The sequence below is a fragment of the Bacteroides cutis genome (assembly GCF_900241005.1).
Classification (GTDB): Bacteria; Bacteroidota; Bacteroidia; order Bacteroidales; family Bacteroidaceae; genus Bacteroides; species Bacteroides cutis.
This window is the reverse complement of the sequence record NZ_OEST01000002.1, coordinates 334,348-354,609: the sequence shown is the minus strand read 5'-3', so window position 1 is coordinate 354,609 and position 20,262 is coordinate 334,348. Positions and strand designations below refer to the sequence as shown.

The following is a 20,262-nucleotide window of genomic DNA, read 5'->3' as shown; positions in this document are numbered from 1 at the left end:
GACACGTTTTTCTTATCTTTAACACATAGGTACATTGACAAACTACGATATGTGATTGAAGTTAGACTTACATTTCATGTGCAAAGGTAAACATATCTCCGACAAAAGTTTTATCTTAGCTGCCAAAATAAAATAATTACTATGATAATTGACGAACTAAAAAAACTCTACATTACATATACCGGGCATGAACCGGAAACTATTGATGAACTTCCATCTTCCGGTTCTAACCGTCGCTATTTCCGTCTCACCGGCAACCTGATATTGATTGGTGTCAGTGGCGAATCTGTTGAAGAAAATCGTGCATTTCTTTATATGGCGGAACATTTTCGACAAAAAGGTCTGCCCGTTCCACAAGTATATATCCGTTCCAATGATGATATCTATTATTTACAGGAAGACTTGGGTGACACATTACTCTTCAATGCTATAGAGAAAGGGCGTAAAACCAGTGTATTTGGTGAAGATGAAAAGCAGTTGTTGCGTAAGACTATCCGGTTATTGCCTGCGATACAATTTGCCGGAGCCGATGGAATGGATTTCTCTTATTGTTATCCGCAGGCCGAGTTTAACAGTCGTTCAATTTTATGGGATTTGAACTACTTTAAATATTGTTTTCTGAAAGCCACAGGTATGGACTTCCAGGAAGACCGTCTGGAAGATGATTTTCAAAAAATGTCCGATGTATTACTTCGCAATAGTTCGGCTACTTTTATGTACCGTGACTTCCAAAGCCGTAATGTCATGATCAAAAATGGCGAACCTTGGCTGATCGATTTTCAAGGAGGACGTAAAGGTCCCGTTTACTATGACGTAGCTTCATTTTTGTGGCAAGCCAAAGCAAATTACCCCGAGAGCCTACGCAAAGAATTGCTGAAGGAGTATATCGAAGCGTTACGTAAATATCAGTCTGTAGACGAAGTATATTTTTATGCGCAACTCCGTCATTTCATTTTATTCCGCACTATGCAAGTATTGGGGGCATATGGTTTTCGGGGGTACTTCGAGAAAAAGCCTCACTTTATTCAAAGTGTACCGTTTGCTATCGAAAATTTGCGTCAGTTGTTGCAGGAGCCCTATCCCGAATATCCATATCTTTGTAAAGTACTGCGCGAACTTACCGAATTAAAACAATTTACCGATGACCTGCAAAAACGTCGTTTAGTGGTGAAGGTTATCAGTTTTGCCTATAAGAAAGGTATTCCTGAAGACTCGTCCGGTAATGGTGGTGGATTTGTATTCGATTGTCGTGCCGTGAATAATCCCGGAAAGTACGAGCGATATAAGCCTTTTACCGGATTGGACGAACCGGTTGTTCGTTTTCTGGAAGATGATGGGGAAATCGCCACTTTCCTTGAACATGTGTATGCTTTGGTAGATGCATCTGTAAAACGCTATATGGAACGTGGTTTCACAAACCTATCTATCTGTTTTGGCTGTACCGGTGGGCAACACCGTTCTGTATATTCGGCACAACATTTGGCTGAACACTTAAATCAGAAGTTTGGGGTACAGGTAAACCTTATTCATAGGGAACAAAACATCGAACAGACATTTAAATCGAAACAATAGTATTAATGAAAGCCATGATTTTCGCCGCCGGTTTGGGTACCCGCTTACGCCCACTGACGGATAATATGCCCAAAGCACTCGTTCCGGTAGCTGGTAAACCCATGCTGGAACGAGTGATATTACGATTAAAAAAAGCCGGATTCGATGATATCACCATCAATATTCATCACTTTGGAGGGCAGATTGTCGAGTTCCTTCATGCCAATAATTCCTTCGGCTTAAACATCCATATCAGCGATGAACGCGATATGCTGCTTGATACTGGCGGCGGTGTCAAGAAAGCCTGTCCCTTTTTGGATGGTAACGAACCGTTTCTCGTTCATAATGCAGATATCCTGACTGATATAGATTTGACAACCTTCTATCGCCATCATCAGGACAGTAATGCAGAAGCAACTTTACTTGTCAGTGAAAGAAAAACATCCCGTTATCTCTTATTCGATGATAGTTATAACCTGCATGGATGGATAAATAAGTCTACCCAAGAAATAAAACCGGAGGGATTTAATTTCCACGAAGGAGATTATAAAGAATTAGCATTTGGCGGCATACATGTCATCTCTCCTTCCCTTTTCCGCTATATGAAAAATGAACAGTGGACAGGAAAATTTTCTATTATCCCATTTTACCTGTCCATCTGTCAACATATACCTATACAAGGTTATCCGCTCCAAGGTTTCCAATGGTTTGATATAGGAAAACCGGAAACATTGGCAAAAGCTGAAGAATACTATGCCAATGCTAATATCAATATCTGAGCAGTGAGTACCCGCAGGAACATTGCTAATGGATAAACTGTGGCATATCCCACAGCGGGTGCATCACAAGAAGTCAGATCTGAAGAATAAGCTAATGCAGGAGGATTGGTATTTGTACCTGACAATACTCCTATCAGAGTATAATAATTCAGTTTCCAGGCAAATCGCCCTATCAAACCTCCTATCAATAGAGGAACTACAGTAATTATAGCGCCATAAGCTATCCAAACATATCCTCCTTCATAAATAATGGTATCTACAAATCCTTTTCCTGCTCCTAAACCCACACAAGCCAAGAAGAGAGAGATACCTATTTCTCGTATCATCAAATTGGCACTCATTGTCGTATAGGTTATCAATTTGTATTGAGGACCGAAACGGCTGATAAGTATCGACACAATCAGCGGACCACCTGCCAAACCCAACTTAACAGGTTGAGGAATACCCGGAAACATAAAAGGAAGACTACCCAGAATACAGCCTAAAGCAATACCTAGAAAAATGGGTATTAAGTTCGGATGATTCAGTCGTTTCAACGAATTACCCAATATCTTTTCCGTATGACTAACGGCTAGCTCACTGCCTACAATAGTGACACGGTCACCCATTTGTAACTGAAGCTGAGGAGCAGCTACCAAATCGACACCAGAACGGTTTACCCGTGTTATATTGGCACCGAAATTATTACGTATCTTTAATTGTGCCAAAGACTTTCCATTCAATTCCGGCTTTGTAATCAGAATACGGCGAGATATTAAATTTTTATCTGATTGTTCCCATTCAACATTAATTTTTTTACCAAAAAAGGCTATAATAGCCTCTACATCAATTGGATTAGCAATAAACAAAATTTCATCTTGTACATGTAGTACAGTATCTGCATTTACCAATTCAGCCTTTCCATCTCCTTCGTGATGACGTATACGTGAGATAACGAATGCCCGGTTTAGTAATGGTTTGATATCTTTGATTTTCTTTCCTTCTACCGCTTCATTTCGTATTTGAACAGAAATGGGACGTACAGTCAATTCTTGTAAATGTCCCAGTCCACGGTCAGCTTCCATTTCTTCTTTTGCCGTATTAATGTGGAGAAGATATTTCAACGCGAGTAACGCTAAAATACATCCAATTACACCTAGCGGATAAGCTACTGCATAACCTAAAGCAATTTCAGGAGCATCTATCCCGTTCAAGTCGCTATTTGCTTGTTGGGCAGCGCCCAAACCGGGAGTATTGGTTACGGCACCGGAAAGAATGCCTACCATGGTAGTAATGGGAATACCTGTAAAGAAATGAAGTATAATGGTAATCAATACACTAACAAATACGACTAACACAGCCAGCATATTCAGAGTGAATCCACCTTTTTTAAAGGCGGAAAAGAAACCGGGTCCAACTTGCAAACCGATAGAATATACAAATAGTATTAAACCAAACTCCTTCAGAAAGTGAAGTAAATGTTCATCTAAATTAAGATTGAAATGTCCGAATACAATGCCTACAAATAATATCCAGGTAACCCCCAAAGAGATACCGGCAATCTTCACTTTCCCCAGCATGATACCGAAAGCAATGACTAGTGATAAGATAAGTACGGAGTGTGCCACTCCTCCACCCCATAGATGAGGATATCCTTCGAACAAATTTCTTAACAATTCCATAAAATCAGCATTTTATATGTTTTAATAATTAAAACTCAATAATATATCCCCGCAGAAATCACTTCTCCGGGGATACCATTCACACATTTTTTTAATAACTATTTATAAAGGCATGTTACCGTGTTTTTTCGGTGGGTTACTTTGGTTCTTATTATGAGCCATTTCTAATGCCTGCACCAATTTGTAACGGGTGTCACGCGGCATAATAATTTCATCAATAAAACCACGTTCAGCAGCACGATAAGGGTTAGAAAATTTTTCCTTATATTGCTCAATTATATCTTTTTTCTCTTCGGTAGAAGCTTTTCTATAAAGGATGTTTACAGCACCTTCAGCTCCCATTACAGCAATTTCTGCTTGTGGATAAGCTAGATTTACATCAGCACCAGTCGGTTTACTGGACATCACAATATACGCCCCTCCATACGCTTTGCGTGTAATCAACGTTATTTTTGGAACTGTCGCTTCTGCATAAGCATACACGATTTTTGCTCCGTGACGAATAATGCCATTATGCTCCTGCATTGTTCCCGGCAAAAATCCCGGTACATCCTCAAAGGTTATTAATGGAATATTGAAGCAATCACAAAAACGTATAAAACGGGCAACCTTATCAGATGCATCAATATCGAGTACTCCAGCCAGATACGCAGGCTGGTTGGCGACAATTCCTACTGAACGCCCGTTGAGACGGCCAAAGCCAATGACTACATTCTTGGCAAAATGGGGCATTACTTCAAAGAAATATTGATTATCCAATACCGGCTCTACGACATCCTTAATATCATAAGGCATATTTGGATCTTCCGGAATGACTGCTTGTAAAGCTTCTACCTGACGATGAATATCGTCCGTACAGGGTTTGAAAGGTGTATCTTCCATATTATTGGATGGCAAAAAACTTAGAAGTTCGCGAATACTCATCAAAGTTTCTTCTTCATTATTACACATGAAATGAGTCACTCCACTCTTACTGCTATGTGTATAAGCACCACCCAATTCTTCTTTATCCACTTCCTCATGAGTTACGGCTTTCACTACATCTGGCCCTGTAATAAACATGTGACTTTGTTCTTTTACCATAAAAATAAAATCAGTCAATGCCGGAGAATAACAGGCTCCACCGGCACAAGGACCAAGAATTGCAGATATTTGGGGAATGACTCCTGATGCTATTGTGTTCTGATAGAAAATGGAAGCATATCCCGCAAGGCTATTTACACCTTCTTGAATACGCGCTCCTCCCGAATCATTCAATGCAATCACCGGAGCACCATTTTTTAGTGCCAGTTGTTGCACCTTGACTATCTTAGTCGCATTCATTTCACTCAATGAACCGCCGTGAGCTGTAAAATCGTAAGCATAAACAAACACAAGCCGACCATCTATTCTACCGTAACCACTCACCATACCGTCACCGGCTATTTGTTTTTTTTCCATACCAAAATCGGTACAACGATGATTTACAAATTTATCCAACTCATTGAAAGTCCCTTTATCCAGTAAAAAGTCAATGCGTTCACGTGCTGTCATACGACCGGAAATATGTTGCTTTTCTATTTTCTCTACCCCACCACCCAATGAGGCACGTTTATCCAGTTCTTCAAACTGTTTATATATATCTTCTCTATTCATGGCTATTCTTCTTTAATAAGCTCCAATTCTATCAAAACCTGATTGGCATTTACCGGTTCATCTTCGTTCACCAGTATATTTTTTACTACACAATCCGCACTCACTTTGTAGTTACTTTGCATCTTCATGGCTTCCAATACTACGACAATATCTCCCGCAACCAATTGGTCACCAACATTCACAGGAATACTTACGACTTTACCCGGCATGGGAGCTATAATCTTATTATCCTGTTTCTCATCCGCACCTTTTCTCATGCGCAGATACTTGGCTTGCGTATCTACAATATCTACATGATATGAACGGTTGAGCATACTTACATCATAACTCTTCCCTCCTTCTGCGCGCACTATTCCGGCATTGAACGAATTACCGTTGTGTAGAATAGAACAGCTTCCGTTTTCTGCCATTACAATATCTACATCATATGGTTTACCATCAATGGTTAACTGTACTTTATTTCCATTTTTACTGACCAGTGTAACATCTGCTGTCCGGTCTCCAATATGTATTTCCATTTTCTTATCAATCAATTAAATTCTCAGTACACCCTTCTGCAATCCGAATTCTCTCCAGCGACTAATAGGGCGTCCGTCTGGAAGTTGTCCCGACGTATTTTCTTCCAGATTAACCAGATAATCTATATAAGCGGCAATCATGGCAATATTTTCCAGTTCATTGTTAGTTGTATTAGTGCGAACCAACATGCGGGCATTTTTTCCAATAAACAAGGTATTATACTCGCCTTTCACAAAGTCCGGTACATACATGATACGTTTCAGATAAGCCAGATTTGTTTTCAATCCTGTTATCTTATATTCATACAACACGCGTCGCATACGTTCGATGGCATATTGGCGGGTTGTTGCCCACACTATCAATTTACCAATCATCGGATCATAATAGATAGGTATTTCGTACCCCTCGTACACATAACTATCTATACGAACTCCGATCCCGTTCGGTTCCGTCAGTTGTTTGATGATACCCGGTGAAGGCATGAAGTTATTTTCCGTATCCTCTGCACAGATGCGGCACTCTATCGCATGACCACGTTGAAATAAATCTTCTTGTTTAAGGTGTAAAGGTTCGTTATTAGCAATCCTGATTTGTTCTTTTACTAAATCTACGCCAACCACCTCTTCTGTAATAGGATGTTCTACCTGTAACCGGGTATTCATTTCAAGGAAATAGAAATTCCTGTTTTTATCCACTAAAAACTCAATGGTACCTGCACCGGAATAACTTACAGCTTTGGCCGCAGCAACAGCCTTTTCTCCCATCTCTTTTCGTAGATCTTCAGTGAGAAAAGGTGACGGACTTTCTTCCACAATTTTTTGATTGCGCCGCTGTACCGAGCACTCGCGATCGAAAAGATGAATTACATTCCCATGATTGTCGCCCAAAACCTGAAACTCGATGTGATGAGGTTCCTCTACAAACTTTTCCAGATAAACCGTATCATCACCGAAAGATGACATCGATTCGGAACGGGCTGTATTGTATGCTTCCACAACTTCATTTTCACTATGAATAAGCCGCATACCTTTGCCACCGCCTCCCATAGATGCCTTCAACATCACTGGATAACCTATCTTATTACAAACACGTATTGCTTCTTCAGCATTCTGTAAAGGTCGTTCTGTTCCGGGAACTACCGGTACCCCGGCGGCAATCATTCGTTTGCGGGCAGCGATCTTATCTCCCATAGCTTCCATCGTTTCAGCCGAAGGACCTATAAAAATAATACCTTCTTCCTTACAACGACGTGCAAAATCTGCATTTTCAGACAGAAAACCATATCCGGGATGGATGGCGTCTGCTTTACTGAGTTTAGCCACAGATATTACTTTCTCAATATTCAGATAACTATCTTTAGCTGTAGTTCCACCTATCGGATAGGCTTCGTCAGCGTAGGCTACATGATGTGACGTACGGTCGGCATCTGAAAAAACGGCTACGGCAAGCATTCCCATTTCTCGGCATGAACGCATAACACGCAAGGCAATCTCACCCCTGTTGGCTATCAGTACTTTTTTTATCATTTCGTTTTTGCTTAATATATTGGGGATTTTTTCCGCTTCTGTAAAATGCATCTTTTACTTCATCCAGACAGCGCGGACACAAACAGTCCAGATAATTCTCTTTTAAATACATACGTTGCTGTAAGTCCAGCTGTACCGTTGTACAATGACATTGCGTTATATTGTCGTGCATACACTGGAATGTTGCACCACAACGTAGACATACCTTTTTCATAGGCATCCCTTTTAAATTTTAATGTTAATCTAATCTTTCGGTCTGTCTTCCTAACCCACGAGCAAAGGCAACCTTTAATGAATGGCAGGTCTTCTGACTAACTCCTATCTTGAAACCTTCCCGATATATAAACACAATATCAGTGGTAAAAGTTCTTTTTCAAAATATTAAATAGAGCTTCACAGCAGCGGGACTGTTCGGGATTTACACCCGATTCCCTTTTAATTCGGATGACAGAATAGTTCATCCGAAGCCAATTCGGCGACAAAGATAAAGGAAAATCTAAATTAATTGAGAATAGATTTATAAAAGTCTTTTCTTTTATCACAGGTATTGGTTGTTTATTAGAGGGAGATTTTATGTTTGCCGTTTAAAACGGTATGTAATGTCATTGAAGATGCCATTATCAATGCGATATAGCCGTTGGTTGGTACGTTCAGACTTCAGACCGCCAAGGCTTTCAACATACGGACCTAATTTAATATACCGGAAATACTTTGTATCAAAACCGGCAGGTAACTCAGGTTTACCTGAATACCATCCGACTTTAATAGTAAATCGATTAGAAAGAAATAGAGCCAGTCGTTCCACTTCGGCAGGTTCGGCATCCCCACCCATAAAACAAACACAAGTGATAGAATTACCATACTTTTCAAGAAGTGCCGACAGACTCTCTTCCGTCAGTGACTCTCCAACATTCTTCATTAGATAAGCACTATGGCAACCCTTACATTTGTTGGGACAGTTGGAAATATTGATTGCCAACGTCACCTCATCCGGTATTTCTTGAAAAACGATATCATAATCAGTGTAGCGGAGCATAATATCTTCGTGCAGCCTCCTTTTGCCGTGGTTGTGAGAAATTACTTACGCGTTTCATATAACCTATTATACGAGTCAGATAATCAACATTATTACTATGGCACTTCGGACACTCTTTCAGGTATCTTTTATCTATATGCTGGCAATCGTTACAAATTGTATTCGGAATATTGAAAGTAAAGTAATTACATCCTTCACTTGCAGCCACACGAAGTAATTGCCTATATTGTTCCTTGCTCAAATGTTCCTCCAAATTCATGTGCAGTGCCGAGCCACCCGTCAAATGTTCTATATAACGACGACCATGCAGACGGAACTTATCTACGATATTCAGCGAAGTATCTTCCACAATGTAAAAATAGCTGTTATAACAATCACGGAATGTCTCGAAACCAGCTTCTTTATCCCATTTGGCATGTTTCACACCCACATTTTCAGCAGGAATCATTTCACAGTTGAATAACAAATCTTTTGTACGATATTTCTTATTATATTTTTCAATAATACTCAATATTTCCTGTACAAAAGCTTCATACTTGGGATTGTCATTAATATCTATACCCATAAATTGCGCAGCTTCCACCAAACCATTCACACCGATTGTCAAATATTGACGTCCCATATTGATATAACCGGCATCAAACAATGGAAGCATACCCTTGTTTTGTAGTTGTTTCAGGTTCTCATTGTAAGCTATCTGTACTTTATGAACAAGATCCACAACTTCTTCGAGAAAGAAATGGTAAATCAAACCGGATTTTACGGCATGTTGTATACAACGGTTCAAGTTTATCGTCAACACACTTTTTGAACCGGTAGATACACCACCTGCCCCCAAAGTATAACTAAATCCATTATCTTGAATTTCGTTACGCAAACGGCAGCAGCTGCTCAGAGAATCGGCATTATCACTCATATAGGTAAAGAACGAATGTCCTTCAGCATACATTTCTGCCGTGAAATCACCATACTCCTTATCCAATACATCTCCATCTTTTGTTAGTAGCGCCATGGTTTCTACCGGGAAGGTAAGTACTGTTTTAGTACGTTCCTTATTGAACCATTTCATAAATCGTTTCTGCAACCAACTTAATGAGCTCCAGTCAGGTTTACTACCATCTGGAAATACAAAATGTTCAAAAAGGCTATTGAAATAATATTTGTCATAATAAGCTACGTTCCAGAATACAGCCTGAAAATTCCGGGCACCCGTGGGCTGATTAATGGAATAGACCACTTGTTCGAAACAATCCGTAATTACTTTGTCTATTGTTCGTTGCTTGGTAGAGAGATCTACAACTTTATCAGCATGTTTATAATAATCTTTACCGAATTCTTTACCAACAAAATAATTCATATACATCAGAAACTCCGGTGTGGCACAAGCTCCGCTTAACATGCTGGATACGATAAACACCATATTGATAAAACCTCCACAGAAAGATTTCAAATTTGTAGGTGCCGTTGAATTACCACCGATCGACATAGTGCCACTTATCAACCATGGATACATGGTGATACTTGCACAATAATTCGCCAGACTGGTTTCATCATTTTTATATATAAAGTGGTTATTCAGTAATTCAATATAACGGTCAGAGATTTCTTTGCCATACATATCCTTCAGGCGATCAGTCAGCAGGCGACGATTTAAACGAATAAAATTAGCTTTAGGCAACTCACCGATTAAAGTAGCCACATTCTTATTTTCGACATTGGCGTTGGCATCATACTTACTTCCTGTGGCAGGATTGGAAGCATCGCAATAGTCCAACAAAAAACGAAGTTTATCACGTACTTCCCGATCTTCCAAATGTTTCTGGCGGTATAACATAAACGATTTGGCAACAGCATAATAATGTTCTGCCATCAATGCTACTTCTACTTGATTCTGAATTTCTTCTACACTGGCTCCGTCATTGATACTCACACGACTAAGTATATTGGTAATGACATCCTGTGTAGCAAAACTACCTACTGATAAAAATGCCTTACTGATGGCATTTTTGATTTTGTCGAGTGAGAATGCTTCTTTCTTTCCATCTCTCTTGACGATAAAAGTCTCTGAATTAATCATATCTATAATTTAAGATTTAAAAATTATTTACGATAAATTCAAACAACAATGCGCAGAATACAAGTAATAAAATGAATCTTCAGCGGACTCGTTCTATAGCTTTTCACCCGAAAGCATTGAATGAATGATCAGTAAAATATGGCAGGTCTTCTGACTGACTTCTGTTGCAACGCCTTCCCGGTTATTTTTATGACCAGTGGCTATAGATAGGTTACAACATTCCTCCACATAAGGGAGACAAAGCTTACAGCTACGGGGATAGTTCCTGACTTTCACAGGATTCCCTTTTAATTCCTCGTCATGCTAAGATGATTTGGAAACCATTTTCATAGGACAAAGATAACAAGAAAATTTGCAATGCAATGAAAAGAAGAAGAAAAAATATTAATACCTTTTTTCTGTAAGATAAAATATTTTAGAGAACTTATTTTTGCTCAGATATAGTTTTTTAATAACTTTGCAACACTTTTTGGTTTCGTTCCTTTCTGAATAACACGAAAAGAACGGTGAAAAGGGAATCAGGTGTAAGTCCTGAACAGACCCGCTGCTGTAAGTCCTTTTAATTCTTTGAATATACTTTGCCACTGTCTGCTAATCAAGATGGGAAGGCGTTTCAAAGATGGACAAGTCAGAAGACCTGCCAAAAATAACATAGTTTTAACGCTTTCGGGGAATAAAGCAGTAAAACAATGAGTCTGGTAATTCTTTATCATTCATAAAGAAATCATTTCTCTTTGTCTATACTCTTTTCTTTTCGGAAGCAAGTCAATGAATATTATGTATAAACTAACGACTTGAAATGAAATTCTTCACATACATTTTGTTTTGCATAACCTGCATGTGCCAAGTGGCAACAATGGCTCAAAATAAAGTAGTTTTATCAGGAACAGTTACCGACAGGCACGGCATTCCTCTTCCACAAGTAACAATTGCTGTTGAAAACACTACTATTGGAACATATACGGATGATAATGGCCGATATTCGCTACCCGTTACACCAGGCAAATATACTCTTGTTGTATCTTTTATCGGTTACCAGACATCGAAACGTACCCTCAATCTCCAACAAGATAAAAAAGTGAATTTTATATTAGAAGAGAATTCTGTTGTGCTCAACTCTGTTGAGGTATATGGAAAGAGCCGGACACAGAAAGTAAAAGAAGGAGCTTTTGCTGTCAATGCCCTCGATATAAAACCAATCATTAATTCTCTGAATAACCTTAATGATTTAGTGAACCGGACAACAGGTGTCAAGGTAAGAGAAGAAGGTGGAGTCGGTTCCGATTTCGACATGTCCATTAACGGGATGTCCGGTAATTCTGTACGTTATTTTTTGGATGGAATTCCACTTGATACGAAAGGAAGCGGTGTTTCATTGTCAAACCTGCCGGTAAATATTATAGACCGAATTGAAATATACAAAGGTGTAGTACCGGCTAACCTAGGTACAGATGCACTAGGAGGAGCTATCAATATCATCACCAAACAGGAAAAGAAAAACTATTTGGACTTATCCTATGGCATTGGTTCATTTCATACACATAAGGCAGACTTGAACGCACAATTTATAGAGTCCAAGACTGGGTTGATTATCAAACCGACCTTCGGAGTGAATTATTCCAAGAACGACTATACGATGAAAGATGTTGAAGTATGGGATGAAGACAGCCGTAAATATGTATTAGTGGATCGCAAACGCTTTCATGACGATTATTTCTCATTGTTGGGACAAATAGAAGTTGGCTTTACCAATAAATCATGGGCGGATGCTTTCTTCATATCCGGTTCATATTCCAAAGTTAATAAAGAATTACAAACGGGGTCTGTTCAGAGCAAAGTTTATGGTATGGCGGAACGGAATACGAATGCTTGGAATATGTCTGCACGTTATCGAAAAGATGATTTCATAATAAAAAACTTACAATTGAATGCACTTTTTTCACAGACTTGGGATCATTCGTTAACGGTAGATACCGCATATCGACAATATGACTGGAATGGTGATTATATTCAAAGTTCACGAAGTGAAATTATGGGACGGGGGCGACTGATGCGCCATTACAAACGTCCACTAACCATTGTACGTACCAATTTGGACTATCATTTAAATGACCATCACAGTCTTAATCTTAATTATTTGTTAAATCGTACGGGAAACAACAGATATGATGAAATTGATGCCGATTTCGAATCTACTAATGACGTATTATCCAAACATGTATTAGGCTTATCATACAGTCAATCTTTCTTTAATGAAAAAATGGAGAATATATTCTTCATAAAGGACTACGTCAATCACTTGAACATTAGACAAAATGATTTACCTAGCATCACAGGCTCTGATATTGTAAAAGGTTCACAAACCAAAAATTATTGGGGATATGGAATAGGTTCACGTTTTTCCATATTAGATCCTTTTTCTATTAAATTTTCTTATGAACATAGCGTCCGTTTACCTATTGCCCGTGAATTACTGGGTAATGGAACTACTATATATGCCAACGTAACCTTAAAACCCGAGAGTAGTGATAATATCAATTTAGGTATTTTTGGAACTTGGCATCCAGTCGATGGACATACCATTTATTATGAAGCCAATGGTTTTATTCGTTCCGTAGACGATTATATCCAAGCTGTCGTATCACCTAAGGAAGATGGAACCATGCAATATGATAATGTTCCGGCTGTACACATCAAAGGAATAGAAGGAGAAATACAGTATAACTGGCAGAATAGGTTACAACTTTCCGGAAACATCAGTTATCAGGATGCACGAGATCAGAAAAAATATAAAACAGATGGAAAACCCTCTGCTACTTATAATAACCGTATACCCAATCGCCCTTGGTTCTTTAGTAATACAGAAATAAATTATACTTTTCACAATCTGCTACTTCCCCAAAGTAAATTCCGTATGGGATGTAGTTATCAATGGGTACATTGGTTCTACCTTTCGTGGGAAACCTATGGTGCCATAGAAAGTAAAGCACGTATCCCGGCACAGCACATTTGTAATGCCGCTTTAACCTACTCATGGAAACAAGATAAATATAATATTTCTGTGGAATGTACTAACTTCCTAAACAAGACGCTATACGATAATTATAAATTGCAAAAGCCCGGTCGGACACTCTTTGCTAAATTCAGACTTTTTATTCATTAATTTATCACATAATAATAATTAAAAATGAAAGATTTGAGATTTTTAGTCGGCATGTTAGTCATGATGATGACCATTACATTCAGTGCTTGTTCGGATGATGAAAATCCGGCACCTATTCCTGATCCTGATCCGTCGGAAAACAGTTATCATTTTGATATTTGGATTGCCGTGGACAAACACGGCGGCATGGGACGTGATGTAAAGACTTTAGTCAGAAGTGTATCTTCTTTGGAAGCAGATCAACCAATCATAGACTTTGTGGGCGAAGGTACGGAAGTAAACTCCAAACTGACACTGGAAAACATAATTAAAGGTGCATATTATTATCAAGTGCCTGTAAGCGGTGACCGTTTCGGTAAATACACTTTATCAGATAATCAAATTAATATTATTCAAGAACAGAAATTCAAGAATAATGGTAACACATATTCTCCTCGTAAATACACCCACGCTTGGATGCCGGATAATAAATTGATCATTATGGCTGCCAATGGAGATGGTACAGAGATTATTTATACCCTGCTCGATGCTTCCAGCATGGAAATCCTTAAAGAAGGTACATTGGATATTCAAGTGCCAACAGGCTCAGCGTCGTTTACGACCAGCGGAATTTTGACCTATCGCGAGAAAGATAACAAGCTGATCTACTTCTATTACGGAAAAGCTAAAAAAGGCGCTTTAAACTCTACTGCATCAAAAGTGTTTACTGCTGTAATCAATGCTTCCACAATGGCTGTGGAAAGTAATATGCAAACTACCAAAATAGACGAAATGGTAGGTAGTGCTTATGGGGAATTGTTACAGAAATGTGTAGCTTTTGACGAAAGTGGCAACCTCTATCTCGCCAGTCTGTCAAATGATGCAGATAAAGTGGAAAGATCTCACCTGTTAAAAATAAAAGCTGGAGAGAAAGATTTTGATCCCGACTACGATGGTTTCAAGACTGATGGCAAATTGCTTTCCATTGAATATTTAGGTAATAATAAAGTACTTGCTTATGCCCGTGAAGATGAACTTGGTACCAGTATAGACAGCTATAGCCATTATTATGCTATCATAGACCTGACAAATAAATCATATACACGTCTCAGTTATAACGGAACTGATCTGCCATACAGTAGCGGACGTTTCTCCCAACGTACTGCCATAGCTGGTGGTAAAGCCTATATTGGTGTCAATCCGAAAGACAGTAATCCCTGTATTTATATCTACGATATTGCAACCGGTACTGTAACTAAAGGCAGGGAAATTGCAGAAGGTTACTATTTTGAACAGATCCGTGTCTTGGAAGATGAACAATAATTTCCTTTTGATGTTCTTACAACTTTCTCTTTTTACAGTTTGTATGGTGAAAGAGGAAGTTTTATAACAGCCGCCTTCTCGCTAGACTTCATATTGGCGAGAAGGCGGTTCTGCTATCGATACACTTCGATATTACTGTATATGGAGCATAATAGTAGAAATACTGTATCCATGACAGGGTTAGTATTAAGTATCCATTATCTGCGGAAGAAAAAACGTTATAAAGGAAAATAGCCGTTTCTCAAACTTACTTCCATTCTGTGGAAAGTTTTGTTTTCATGTGAAGAATATGCCAAATAGAACGTATATTTGCATACCAATATAATGATATATGAAGCAACCTAAAATAATTGTTGCCGGACTTGGCCCGGGCAATAAAGAAGATATTACACCTGCCGTGCTTACGGCTTTGCAAGAAGCGGACGTAGTGGTAGGATATAAATATTATTTCCGGTTTGTAACTCCTTATCTCCGCCCTGAAACCGAATGTGTGGATACCGGTATGAAGCGGGAACGTGTCCGTGCAGAGCAAGCCTTTGAACTGGCAGAGCAAGGAAAAACGGTATGTGTCATCAGTTCCGGTGATGCGGGAATTTACGGTATGACGCCGCTTATTTATGAAATGAAACGGGAACGCAGCAGTGCTGTGGATATAGTTTCTTTGCCGGGTATCAGTGCTTTTCAGAAGGCAGCCGCTCTATTAGGGGCGCCGGTCGGTCACGACTTCTGTGTTATTTCACTTTCCGACTTGATGACTCCCTGGGAATGTATAGAGAGAAGAATTATCGCTGCTGCGACAGCCGATTTTGTAACTGCCGTATATAATCCCAAAAGCGAAGGCCGTTACTGGCAACTATATCGCCTGAAAGAATTATTCCTACAAGAAGGTCGTTCTCCTCAAACTCCGGTAGGCTATGTACGCCAAGCGGGACGACCAGAACAGGAAGTACACATCACGACTCTGGAAGCTTTCAACCCCGAAGATATTGATATGTTTACAGTGGTACTTATAGGTAACTCACAGTCATACGAATGGAATGGGATGCTAATTACACCACGAGGATATTATAAAGATAGGGGGCAAAACGCTAAAGATGATCTTCAGAAACCTAAACATCATCTTCAGGGAGCAAAACATCATCTTCAGGCCAATAAAGGCCAGGACATCATGATACGTAGTTTCCGTACCATCGAAAAAGAATTAAAGAATAAAAATATTCCTCTTGACCATAAATGGGCGCTTTTGCATGCTATACATACCACAGCCGATTTCGAAATGGAGAACTTACTTCACACGGATACCGGTGCCGTAGCTTCCCTTTATCAGGGTATTGCCGAAGGTCGTATCCGTACAATTATCACTGATGTGACAATGGCTGCCAGTGGTATCCGTAAGGGGGCTTTAGAGCGACTCGGTGTAGAGGTAAAATGCTATCTCGGTGATCCTCGTACGGTATCATTGGCTGCAGAGAAAGGTATTACACGTACTCAGGCTGGTATTCGCCTTGCGGTAGAAGAACACCCTGATGCTCTTTTTGTATTTGGTAATGCACCTACAGCATTAATGGAACTCTGTGATTTGATACGTAAAGAGAAAACGTATCCTGTCGGAATAATAGCTGCACCTGTAGGCTTTGTACATGTGCAGGAGTCCAAACACATGGTAAAACCATTTAAAGAAATACCGAAAATCATAGTGGAAGGGCGTAAAGGGGGAAGTAATCTTGCCGCAACATTGGTAAATGCCATACTTTGCTATAATGATGCGGAACAGTTACAGCCGGGAAGGGATGTCTGAAGTCCTGTTATAAAATAAGAGTATAATGGAGCAGAAGTTTATAATTATAGGGATGGATGATAATCCGGAACCTTTTTTCCCGCCGGAAGTAATAACATGCATACGGCAAGGAAAAATCTTCTCGGGTGGCATGCGACACAAGGAGAAGGTCAAAAAGTTGCTGCCGGAAAATAACGAATGGATTTCTATTACCGTACCTTTGGAATATGTGTTTCGTCAATATGAAAAAGTTTTTACCGAAACCGGTGAAACGATTATTGTATTTGCTTCCGGCGATCCGTTGTTCTTCGGTTTCGCAAATACGGTAAAGCGAGAATTCACAAATGCAAAAATACGTCTTTACCCCACATTCAACTCTTTACAGATATTAGCTCATCGACTGGTTTTATCTTATGATGATATGCGAACCGTGTCATTGACGGGTAGACCATGGCAAGAATTTGACCGTGCACTGATGGAACGTGTGCCTAAAATAGGTATTCTCACCGATCGTAAACATACTCCTGCCACTATTGCCGCACGTATGTTGGAATATGGTTATGACTATTATATAATGTACGTAGGTGAACACCTCGGCAATGGTGAGAAAGAGTGTATCCGCCGTATAACTCCCGAAGATGCCGCCCAATGTACTTTTGAACATCCCAACTGTATAATATTATGTAGCCAGTCTATGCCAGCCGATGCAGTTACCTTACATCAACCAACACAATTCCTCGGTTTGGTTCATCCCCGTCCGTTCGGTATCCCAGATGAAAAATTCGAGCATCTTGATGGTCGTACCCGTATGATTACCAAAGCTCCGATCCGCTTGCTTACGTTGCAGGCACTGGAACTGAACCGACGTCGTGTTTTGTGGGATATCGGTTTCTGTACCGGTTCTGTTTCCATAGAAGCAAGGTTACAGTTTCCACATCTCACTGTCATTGCATTTGAAATACGTCCCGAAGGCGAGAAACTGATGGATACCAATACCCGTCGTTTCGGGGTACCGGGTATTAAGGCGATTATCGGGGATTTCTTGGAGAAAAAAATAGATCAGCTCCCCCACCCCGATGCGGTCTTTATTGGCGGACATGGCGGACATCTGCAAGAAATGTTGATGCGGATTAAAAGTATATTGCAACCCGGAGGATGTGTTGTTTTCAACTCCGTGTCGGTGGAAAGTAAAAAAGCCTTTATCGAAGGTATCCAAATAGCAGGACTGATACTTCAACCTTCTCTGCAGATTACTTTGAATGATTATAATCCTATCGAAATTATGAAAGCTACGCTTTCATAAAAAATATATATATCAATATATGAAAACAGCTATAATTCTCGTTTCTGAAGCCGGTTTGAATACAGCACAATTGCTGCTTAACGAACTGTCAGAATTAAAATCCGAGACAAAAATGAAAATAGAGATATTCACTCCCCGACATGAAGGTGGATGTACTCATATTGAATCCGCAACCTCTTTTACGTCAGAGAATTTCAATCGTTTTGACGCCTTTATCTTTATCGGTGCTATGGGTATTTGTGTACGTGCTATTGCTCCATGTGTGAAAAACAAATATACCGATCCTGCCGTGATATGCGTAGACAGTATAGGGAAACATGCCATTTCTGTTCTTTCAGGACATATCGGAGGAGCCAATGAGTTGACAATTCATGTTGCAAGCATACTGGGAGCCGAACCAGTGGTAACTACACAAAGTGACCTTACCGGGCTGTGGGCTCTTGATACTTTGGCGGAACGCTTCAACTGGTTTCCTGTCATCACTGCCGAATCTTCCGTACTTTTAATGGCTGAACTTGCCACCACTACCGAGGAAAAAGTAAGAGCCTGTATGAACGAACACATCAGCCTTTTTGTTGCCGGAAAACCTACGGCGCTACTGCTCACCATACGTGACAAGGGAACAGAGTGGATGGAAGCAAATCTCCCCCCCCATGTTCAAGTTTTCTACAATGCCAAAGATATTAAACCTTCACATTTCAAACTAATACTATGTGTATCTCCTCAAGCTCCCAATCTGAAGGAGATACCGATGATTTGCTATGTCCCCCGTGTTATTCATCTGGGCATCGGACTTGCACGGGAGGCAGGCCCCACCCGTAAAGTACAGAAAGCTATATTTAAAGATCTGGAACGCGAAGGTATCTTCCTTCCTGCCATTGCTTCCATTTCTACCATCGATGCCAAAAGTGAAGAACCGGTAGTGAAAGCGTTTAAAAAGAAATATCCGGTCTATTTCTATACTGCGGAAGATTTGGCAAAAATAGAAGTTCCTCATCCGAGCAAGACAGTGATGAAACACATGGGAACTCCGAGTGTCAGTGAGGCTGCAGCTCTTCTATCTTCGGGAAACGATCAGTTGCTGATGCCCAAAAAGAAAGGAGAAAATTATACCGTAGCGGCCGCTATTAATGTAAGTGTACTTCGCCGAGGGCATATTGAAATTGTCGGTGCCGGTCCGGGTGACCCTGACCTTATATCCGTACGTGGCCGTCAGATGCTTGAAAAAGCTGATCTTATCCTATATGCAGGTAGTCTGGTTCCCCGCGAACTGACATTATGTGCCAAACCGAGTGCTACTGTGCGTAGTTCCGCATCTATGAATTTGGAGGAACAGTTCGCTTTGATGAAAGAATTTTATGATAAGGGTAAGTTTATTGTACGATTACACACCGGGGATCCTTGTATTTATGGAGCCATACAAGAGCAGATGAATTACTTCGACCAATATGACATGAGTTATCATATCACCCCAGGAATATCTTCTTTCCAAGCAGCTGCTGCCGCATTGAAATCACAGTTCACTATTCCTGAGAAAGTACAAAGTATTATCCTGACTCGTGGCGAAGGCCGTACACCTATGCCTGAACGGGAAAAGCTTCACCTCATGGCACGTTCGCAAAGTACCATGTGCATTTTTCTCAGTGCAAGTATCGCAGATCAAGTACAAAGGGAACTTTTACAGGAGTATCCAGAAACAACCCCTATTGCTGTCTGTTACCATCTCACGTGGAAAGACGAACGTATTTTCCGTGGCGAGCTCAAAGACCTTGCCCAAATTATAGATAAAAATAAGTTGACGTTGACAACTATGATCGTGGTGGGTGAAGCGATTGGTAACCGGGAAGGCTTATCGCGGTTGTATGCAGATGAATTCAAGCATTTGTTCAGGAAATGAAGATACAGAATTTCAGGTACATTGGTGTCTAACTAA

The 20,262-nt window shown here is 40.0% G+C and carries 13 protein-coding genes, 2 pseudogenes and 3 riboswitches; of the genes and pseudogenes, 8 read left to right on the top strand and 7 right to left on the bottom strand.

Annotated features, from left to right (window positions below):
• Positions 1-141 precede the first annotated feature (141 nt).
• Both C1A09_RS05520 and C1A09_RS05515 read left to right on the top strand, forming a co-directional pair.
• Positions 142-1,572, top strand: coding sequence for a RapZ C-terminal domain-containing protein (locus tag C1A09_RS05520; RefSeq protein WP_101542725.1), 1,431 nt, complete (start codon positions 142-144; stop codon positions 1,570-1,572).
• Positions 1,573-1,577: 5 nt separating this feature from the next.
• Positions 1,578-2,330, top strand: coding sequence for a nucleotidyltransferase family protein (locus C1A09_RS05515; RefSeq protein WP_101542724.1), 753 nt, complete (start codon positions 1,578-1,580; stop codon positions 2,328-2,330).
• Here the strand turns inward: C1A09_RS05515 and C1A09_RS05510 are convergent.
• The 7 genes from C1A09_RS05510 to nrdD form a co-directional block, all read right to left on the bottom strand.
• Complete coding sequence (locus C1A09_RS05510) at positions 2,303-3,991, bottom strand: putative transporter (protein WP_101542723.1); 1,689 nt, start codon at positions 3,989-3,991, stop codon at positions 2,303-2,305. The two genes, C1A09_RS05515 and C1A09_RS05510, sit on opposite strands and share 28 nt — an antisense overlap.
• Positions 3,992-4,093: 102 nt before the next feature.
• Complete coding sequence (locus C1A09_RS05505; protein WP_101542722.1) at positions 4,094-5,626, bottom strand: acyl-CoA carboxylase subunit beta; 1,533 nt, start codon at positions 5,624-5,626, stop codon at positions 4,094-4,096.
• Between the two features lie 2 nt (positions 5,627-5,628).
• Positions 5,629-6,144 carry an acyl-CoA carboxylase biotin carboxyl carrier protein subunit gene (locus tag C1A09_RS05500; protein ID WP_101542988.1) on the bottom strand — a complete coding sequence of 172 codons (516 nt, stop codon included), beginning with the start codon at positions 6,142-6,144 and terminating at the stop codon, positions 5,629-5,631.
• Positions 6,145-6,159: 15 nt separating this feature from the next.
• Positions 6,160-7,671 carry an acetyl-CoA carboxylase biotin carboxylase subunit gene (gene accC, locus C1A09_RS05495; protein WP_101542721.1) on the bottom strand — a complete coding sequence of 504 codons (1,512 nt, stop codon included), beginning with the start codon at positions 7,669-7,671 and terminating at the stop codon, positions 6,160-6,162.
• Entirely contained in the window at positions 7,637-7,885 is a 249-nt protein-coding gene (locus C1A09_RS05490) for a cysteine-rich CWC family protein (protein ID WP_370448222.1), read from the bottom strand. Before C1A09_RS05490 ends, accC begins: the two co-directional genes overlap by 35 nt.
• Positions 7,886-7,951: 66 nt before the next feature.
• Positions 7,952-8,158: riboswitch (cobalamin riboswitch) on the bottom strand.
• 84 nt (positions 8,159-8,242) lie between these two features.
• Positions 8,243-8,707: an anaerobic ribonucleoside-triphosphate reductase activating protein gene (gene nrdG / locus C1A09_RS05485; protein ID WP_101542719.1), complete on the bottom strand. Its 465-nt coding sequence runs from the start codon at positions 8,705-8,707 to the stop codon at positions 8,243-8,245.
• Positions 8,691-10,784, bottom strand: a complete 2,094-nt coding sequence (nrdD, locus tag C1A09_RS05480; RefSeq protein ID WP_101542718.1) for an anaerobic ribonucleoside-triphosphate reductase — start codon at positions 10,782-10,784, stop codon at positions 8,691-8,693. Before nrdD ends, nrdG begins: the two co-directional genes overlap by 17 nt.
• Positions 10,785-10,907: 123 nt before the next feature.
• A riboswitch (cobalamin riboswitch) is annotated at positions 10,908-11,124 on the bottom strand.
• 113 nt (positions 11,125-11,237) lie between these two features.
• Positions 11,238-11,443: riboswitch (cobalamin riboswitch) on the top strand.
• Positions 11,444-11,583: 140 nt separating this feature from the next.
• Here nrdD and C1A09_RS05475 point away from each other — a divergent pair.
• From C1A09_RS05475 to cobM, 6 genes and pseudogenes are all read left to right on the top strand, one after another.
• Positions 11,584-13,947, top strand: coding sequence for a TonB-dependent receptor (locus C1A09_RS05475; protein ID WP_101542717.1), 2,364 nt, complete (start codon positions 11,584-11,586; stop codon positions 13,945-13,947).
• A gap of 24 nt (positions 13,948-13,971) precedes the next feature.
• Complete coding sequence (locus tag C1A09_RS05470; RefSeq protein WP_101542716.1) at positions 13,972-15,249, top strand: DUF4374 domain-containing protein; 1,278 nt, start codon at positions 13,972-13,974, stop codon at positions 15,247-15,249.
• Between the two features lie 331 nt (positions 15,250-15,580).
• Positions 15,581-16,322 (top strand): annotated as a pseudogene (cobJ, locus tag C1A09_RS16710) (precorrin-3B C(17)-methyltransferase); the annotation flags it as partial.
• An 80-nt stretch (positions 16,323-16,402) separates the two neighbouring features.
• Positions 16,403-17,047: pseudogene (locus C1A09_RS16705) on the top strand (precorrin-8X methylmutase); the annotation flags it as partial.
• A 25-nt stretch (positions 17,048-17,072) separates the two neighbouring features.
• Complete coding sequence (gene cbiE / locus C1A09_RS05460) at positions 17,073-18,329, top strand: precorrin-6y C5,15-methyltransferase (decarboxylating) subunit CbiE (protein WP_101542714.1); 1,257 nt, start codon at positions 17,073-17,075, stop codon at positions 18,327-18,329.
• Between the two features lie 19 nt (positions 18,330-18,348).
• Complete coding sequence (gene cobM / locus C1A09_RS05455; RefSeq protein ID WP_101542713.1) at positions 18,349-20,226, top strand: precorrin-4 C(11)-methyltransferase; 1,878 nt, start codon at positions 18,349-18,351, stop codon at positions 20,224-20,226.
• Positions 20,227-20,262: the final 36 nt, after the last annotated feature.

Coding starts and splice junctions, on each gene's coding strand:
- C1A09_RS05520 (WP_101542725.1), top strand. CDS start 142: ATGATAATTGACGAACTAAAAAAACTCTACATTACATATACCGGGCAT.
- C1A09_RS05515 (WP_101542724.1), top strand. CDS start 1,578: ATGAAAGCCATGATTTTCGCCGCCGGTTTGGGTACCCGCTTACGCCCA.
- C1A09_RS05510 (WP_101542723.1), bottom strand. CDS start 3,991: ATGGAATTGTTAAGAAATTTGTTCGAAGGATATCCTCATCTATGGGGT.
- C1A09_RS05505 (WP_101542722.1), bottom strand. CDS start 5,626: ATGAATAGAGAAGATATATATAAACAGTTTGAAGAACTGGATAAACGT.
- C1A09_RS05500 (WP_101542988.1), bottom strand. CDS start 6,144: ATGGAAATACATATTGGAGACCGGACAGCAGATGTTACACTGGTCAGT.
- accC (WP_101542721.1), bottom strand. CDS start 7,671: ATGATAAAAAAAGTACTGATAGCCAACAGGGGTGAGATTGCCTTGCGT.
- C1A09_RS05490 (WP_370448222.1), bottom strand. CDS start 7,885: ATGAAAAAGGTATGTCTACGTTGTGGTGCAACATTCCAGTGTATGCAC.
- nrdG (WP_101542719.1), bottom strand. CDS start 8,707: ATGCTCCGCTACACTGATTATGATATCGTTTTTCAAGAAATACCGGAT.
- nrdD (WP_101542718.1), bottom strand. CDS start 10,784: ATGATTAATTCAGAGACTTTTATCGTCAAGAGAGATGGAAAGAAAGAA.
- C1A09_RS05475 (WP_101542717.1), top strand. CDS start 11,584: ATGAAATTCTTCACATACATTTTGTTTTGCATAACCTGCATGTGCCAA.
- C1A09_RS05470 (WP_101542716.1), top strand. CDS start 13,972: ATGAAAGATTTGAGATTTTTAGTCGGCATGTTAGTCATGATGATGACC.
- cbiE (WP_101542714.1), top strand. CDS start 17,073: ATGGAGCAGAAGTTTATAATTATAGGGATGGATGATAATCCGGAACCT.
- cobM (WP_101542713.1), top strand. CDS start 18,349: ATGAAAACAGCTATAATTCTCGTTTCTGAAGCCGGTTTGAATACAGCA.